At 39.8% G+C, this 4,416-nt stretch carries 9 protein-coding genes; all 9 read left to right on the top strand.

Annotated features, from left to right (window positions below; genetic code table 11):
* Positions 1–300 precede the first annotated feature (300 nt).
* Complete coding sequence (gene mobT / locus WMO18_RS10565; protein WP_367286591.1) at positions 301–1,497, top strand: MobT family relaxase; 1,197 nt, start codon at positions 301–303, stop codon at positions 1,495–1,497.
* A gap of 12 nt (positions 1,498–1,509) precedes the next feature.
* Positions 1,510–1,644, top strand: a complete 135-nt coding sequence (locus WMO18_RS10560) for a DUF3789 domain-containing protein (protein WP_227194408.1) — start codon at positions 1,510–1,512, stop codon at positions 1,642–1,644.
* Positions 1,645–1,866: a hypothetical protein gene (locus tag WMO18_RS10555; protein ID WP_002323342.1), complete on the top strand. Its 222-nt coding sequence runs from the start codon at positions 1,645–1,647 to the stop codon at positions 1,864–1,866.
* A 77-nt stretch (positions 1,867–1,943) separates the two neighbouring features.
* Positions 1,944–2,159, top strand: a complete 216-nt coding sequence (locus tag WMO18_RS10550; protein ID WP_271720576.1) for a hypothetical protein — start codon at positions 1,944–1,946, stop codon at positions 2,157–2,159.
* A 73-nt stretch (positions 2,160–2,232) separates the two neighbouring features.
* The gene (locus tag WMO18_RS10545; RefSeq protein WP_161144065.1) at positions 2,233–2,652 is read left to right on the top strand and encodes a nuclear transport factor 2 family protein; all 420 of its coding nucleotides are present in this window, start codon (positions 2,233–2,235) and stop codon (positions 2,650–2,652) included.
* 91 nt (positions 2,653–2,743) lie between these two features.
* On the top strand, positions 2,744–3,040 hold the full coding sequence (locus WMO18_RS10540; protein WP_367286590.1) for a conjugal transfer protein: 297 nt from the start codon (positions 2,744–2,746) through the stop codon (positions 3,038–3,040).
* Positions 2,959–3,462: an antirestriction protein ArdA gene (locus WMO18_RS10535; protein ID WP_367286589.1), complete on the top strand. Its 504-nt coding sequence runs from the start codon at positions 2,959–2,961 to the stop codon at positions 3,460–3,462. Before WMO18_RS10540 ends, WMO18_RS10535 begins: the two co-directional genes overlap by 82 nt.
* A 17-nt stretch (positions 3,463–3,479) precedes the next feature.
* A complete protein-coding gene (locus WMO18_RS10530; RefSeq protein ID WP_067536062.1) occupies positions 3,480–3,983 on the top strand; it encodes an antirestriction protein ArdA in 504 nt (167 codons plus the stop codon).
* Between the two features lie 107 nt (positions 3,984–4,090).
* Positions 4,091–4,416: conjugal transfer protein (locus WMO18_RS10525; protein WP_367286588.1), on the top strand; the 326-nt coding region annotated here is incomplete at its 3' end.

Here is a 4,416-nt window from a genome sequence, read left to right as displayed (position 1 = left end):
TTTTACACGCCTTTAGTCCCGAAAGGACATGATTTTTTGCAGACTATCGGCTCTCTTGCACAAGCAAGGCAGGACGGGACGGCGACGTGCGAAGCGAAAGGCGACGGCACGGACTAGCCGTTGCTGGTGTGGCGTTAGCCACGCCAGCAGGTAAAACCCCTCGGTATCTAACAGAGGGGTACGTTTGCAAATAGACAATAGACAAAAAACATAGGAAACATAAGGCTTCTGGCATGGTTTCCTAGTAAAAATCAGTTGTGAAGTCGCCTTAAAAAACTTCACACTTTACAGATTGGGGGTATGGTTCTGAATGAAGAACAATGGATAAAAGAATTACGGGAGAAACGGATTGCTTACGGTATCTCACAAGGCAGGCTGGCGGTGGCTTCTGGTATCACAAGGGAATATCTCAACAAGATAGAAAGCGGAAAAATGAAGCCGTCAAAGGAACTTCTGGAAACTTTGCATAGGGAACTGGCAAGGTTCAATCCAGAAGCACCGCTTACCATGCTGTTTGATTATGTGAAAATTCGTTTTCCCACGCTTGATATACAGCACATCATCAAAGATATATTAAAACTGAATATCAACTATATGCTCCATGAAGATTACGGACATTACAGTTATACGGAGCATTACTCTTTAGGGGACATCTTTACCTATACGTCGGCTGACGAAGAAAAAGGTGTCCTTTTAGAGTTAAAGGGGCGTGGGTGCAGGCAGTTTGAAAGTTACCTGCTGGCACAGCAAAGAAGCTGGTATGACTTTCTTATGGATGCACTCATAGACGGTGGTGTGATGAAGCGTATCGACCTTGCTATCAACGACCATACGGGCATTTTGGATATTCCAGAGCTTGCGGAAAAATGCAGGAAACGGGAATATATCGGAAAGTCCAGAAGCTATAAGTTTTATCAGTCGGGCGAGCTTATCAAGCATAGAGAGGACGACAGAGAATATATGGGACGCACCCTTTATCTTGGTTCGCTGAAATCAGATGTGTATTTCTGTATCTATGAAAAAGACTATGAGCAGTACGTCAAGCTGGGGACACCGCTTAATGAAGCCGATATTATCAACCGCTTTGAGATACGGCTTCGCAATGAACGTGCCTATTATGCAGTACGAGATTTGCTGACCTATTATGACGCAGAACAGACCGCCTTTTCTATCATCAATCAGTATGTGCGGTTTGTTGATGAAGAACCAGACAAGCGGAAAAATGACTGGAAGCTCAATGACCGCTGGGCTTGGTTTATCGGCGATAACAGACAGAGCTTAAAGCTAACGACAAAACCAGAACCTTATACCTTAGACCGTACATTACGGTGGGTACAAAGGCAGGTAGCACCGACCTTGAAAATGCTGAAAAAGATTGATAAGGGAAACGGTACAGACTACATGGAAACAATCGAACAGCAGGCAAAACTCACAGAAAAGCATGAAATGATAATCAAACAGCAGACGACCCCTGCAAAAGATTTGGTGGAAAGTTAGGAGTGATAAAAAATGTGGGAATTAGTAAAAGACTTCCTGCTGGTATCTATGGGAATGGGTATCGGCGTAGTCTTGATGTGTATTTTGAATGTTGGCAAAGAAGCTGACCGTGAAATGAAACAATTAGAAGAAAGCGAGGACAATTAAATGAATTTCGGACAAAATTTGTATCAATGGTTTTTATCAAACGCACAGAGCTTAGTGCTTATGGCGATTGTGGTTATCGGTATCTACTTAGGGTTCAAGCGTGAGTTTTCCAAACTTATCGGCTTCTTGGTAGTTGCCTTGATTGCTGTCGGCTTAGTATTCAATGCTGGCGGTGTGAAAGATGTACTGTTAGAACTGTTCAATAAGATTATCGGTGCATAAAATTTTATTGCAGTGCTGATATGATAATGTTATGATATGGATATGAAGAAAGTGACGAATTAGAATTTGAAAGTGAGATGAGAAATATGTTTGGATCACCAGCATTATTGATGAGAAAAAGAATAATTTTAAAGAAACTAGAACAAAATGGTGCAATATCAGAAGAAACTGCAAAAACATTAGAAGAAATAGGTGTATTTAATCCTAATGCTTTTTCAAAATTAAATGACAAATTGGTAAAAGATAAGATTTTAATTAGAACAAAAACTGATAAATATTATTTGAATAGGTAATCGCAAAATTTCAGTTTTACGATTTCATATCCATACACAAAGCATTTAGTCTTAGGGATTGAGGTGTTCTATTATGAGTGAGAGAGAAAAAATCATTCGTTTATGGTTTGATATGTGGCTGAAACAGCAAGATTTAGGAATGGATAAAATTTTTACAGAAGATGTTGTTTATACGGAAAGCTGGTGTCCTAAATATGAAAATCTAAAAACAGTAAAACATTGGTTTAATGAATGGAATACCCGTGGTAAAGTCATTATTTGGGATATTAAACAGTTCTTTCATAAAGAAAATCAAACTGTCGTAGAATGGTATTTTAAAAATGAAATGAATACGGGAAATGTTGAAGAATTTGACGGTATTTCCTTAATTGAATGGACAGAAGATAACAAAATCAAATCATTAAAAGAATATGGTTGCAATCTGAATAACTACAATCCATATCAGCACAGCGATAACCCTCAATTTAGAGATGAAAAAACAAACTGGTTTTAAAACTTAATCAAATTATATCCATATACACAAAGCAGTTAGTCTTAGGATTGACTGCTTTTTTCTTACCAAAATTTCAGATTGGAGTGATGAAATGAACGATATTTTTAAGGATATGCAGGTAAACGTCGGCTGTGATTATCTTTCCGACCTGCCCTCTTACAAGCGTAAGGTGTGGCATGAAATGAAACGGCTGAACCCTGCCTATTATGAAGAAAAACAGTTAGAAGATTTTACAAAGTATGTGTTTGGTATGTCGTACCAGACCTTAAAAGATGTGATGAAACAACAGAAAGGACGTGAGGAACAATGCAGGAAACAAGGGTGCTGGTGGAAACGAAAGGAACAACTGGCGAAGAAACAATATCATACTGGTTCGACTTGCCGATAGATGTTGCCGAGTTTGAAGAAAAGCTAGGTGTCGGTGCAGAAAGTGGGGATTACCGCATTATCGAAAAGGTGTTGCCTTATGCTGATGAAGTCCACGAACATACAAGCGTGTACCAGCTCAACGAATTAGAGTTTATGTACCGCCAGCTTTCAAGTGATATGCAGGAAGAATATACAGCACTTCTTACTGTGTATGAGAACTTAGAAGCACTTTATATTTGCAGGAACGTGATTACCGTTTATTCCGACTGTAAAAGCATGATTGACGTTGCAAGGCAAAAGCTGATGAACGACCCGACATTCAAACATCTGTCCGAGGACTGTCAAGAATATTACTTTGACTTTGAAGCTTACGCTTCTCACTTGCAGGAACACGGGAAATTTTTAGTAACAGAACACGGTATCTTTGAACTGCCAGAGTAGGAAATGAGGTGGTGCTTATGATTGATGATATGGCGGTTTATATTGCTAATCTTGGTAAATACAATGAGGGCTATTTAGTGGGTGCTTGGTTCACATTTCCTATTGACGAGGAAGATGTAAAAGAAAAAATCGGCTTGAATGAACAGTATGAGGAATACGCTATCCATGATACCGACAACTTCCCGATTGCGATTGGCGAGTATGTTTCCATTGAAGAACTCAATGAAATGTATGAAATGATAGAGGAACTTCCCGACTATATCGTAGAGTGTCTGGACGAATTTATCAGCCACTACGGGTCGCTGGAAGAAGTCGTGGAACACAAGGACGATATTTATTATTATCCCGACTGTGAAACCATGACAGACGTTGCCTACTACTACATAGACGAATTGCAGGCACTTGGCGACATTCCACCCAGCTTACAGAACTACATTGACTATGAAGCCTACGGGCGGGATTTGGATATGGGCGGTTGCTTTATTGAAACAAGCCGAGGTATGTGCGAGATACCATATTAACGCTGGAAGATCAGCGACAAGCATGGTTGCTACTGACAGCGTATTTCTCTTTAAGGGACAGTCTGAAAATGGCTGTCCTTTTCTATTTTGAAAGGAGCTGAAAGAACTTGAAAAAAATTAAAAGCTACACGGGTATCTGGAACGTGGAAAAAGTCTTGTATGCAATCAATGACTTTAACTTACCCTTTCCCGTTACTTTTACACAGATTACATGGTTTGTGATTACGGAATTTATCATCATTCTGTTTGGGGATATTCCCCCACTTTCCATGATTGAGGGAGCATTTCTCAAATACTTTGGTATTCCCGTTGCTCTCACTTGGTTCATGTCGCAGAAAACCTTTGACGGAAAGAAGCCGTACAGCTTTTTGAAATCACAGATAACCTATGCCCTGCGACCTAAAATCACTTATGCAGGAAAAGCCGTAAAACT

This window comes from Ruminococcoides intestinihominis (assembly GCF_040096285.1).
GTDB classification, from domain to species: Bacteria; Bacillota; Clostridia; order Oscillospirales; family Acutalibacteraceae; genus Ruminococcoides; species Ruminococcoides intestinihominis.
Note: the sequence above shows the minus strand (reverse complement) of the source record. Positions and strands in the feature narration are given on the sequence as shown.

Bases quoted from the DNA above. Each gene is read 5' to 3' on its own strand.
- WMO18_RS10535 (WP_367286589.1), top strand. From the start codon at position 2,959: ATGCAGGAAACAAGGGTGCTGGTGGAAACGAAAGGAACAACTGGCGAA.
- mobT (WP_367286591.1), top strand. From the start codon at position 301: ATGGTTCTGAATGAAGAACAATGGATAAAAGAATTACGGGAGAAACGG.
- WMO18_RS10550 (WP_271720576.1), top strand. From the start codon at position 1,944: ATGAGAAATATGTTTGGATCACCAGCATTATTGATGAGAAAAAGAATA.
- WMO18_RS10545 (WP_161144065.1), top strand. From the start codon at position 2,233: ATGAGTGAGAGAGAAAAAATCATTCGTTTATGGTTTGATATGTGGCTG.
- WMO18_RS10540 (WP_367286590.1), top strand. From the start codon at position 2,744: ATGAACGATATTTTTAAGGATATGCAGGTAAACGTCGGCTGTGATTAT.
- WMO18_RS10555 (WP_002323342.1), top strand. From the start codon at position 1,645: ATGAATTTCGGACAAAATTTGTATCAATGGTTTTTATCAAACGCACAG.
- WMO18_RS10530 (WP_067536062.1), top strand. From the start codon at position 3,480: ATGATTGATGATATGGCGGTTTATATTGCTAATCTTGGTAAATACAAT.
- WMO18_RS10560 (WP_227194408.1), top strand. From the start codon at position 1,510: ATGTGGGAATTAGTAAAAGACTTCCTGCTGGTATCTATGGGAATGGGT.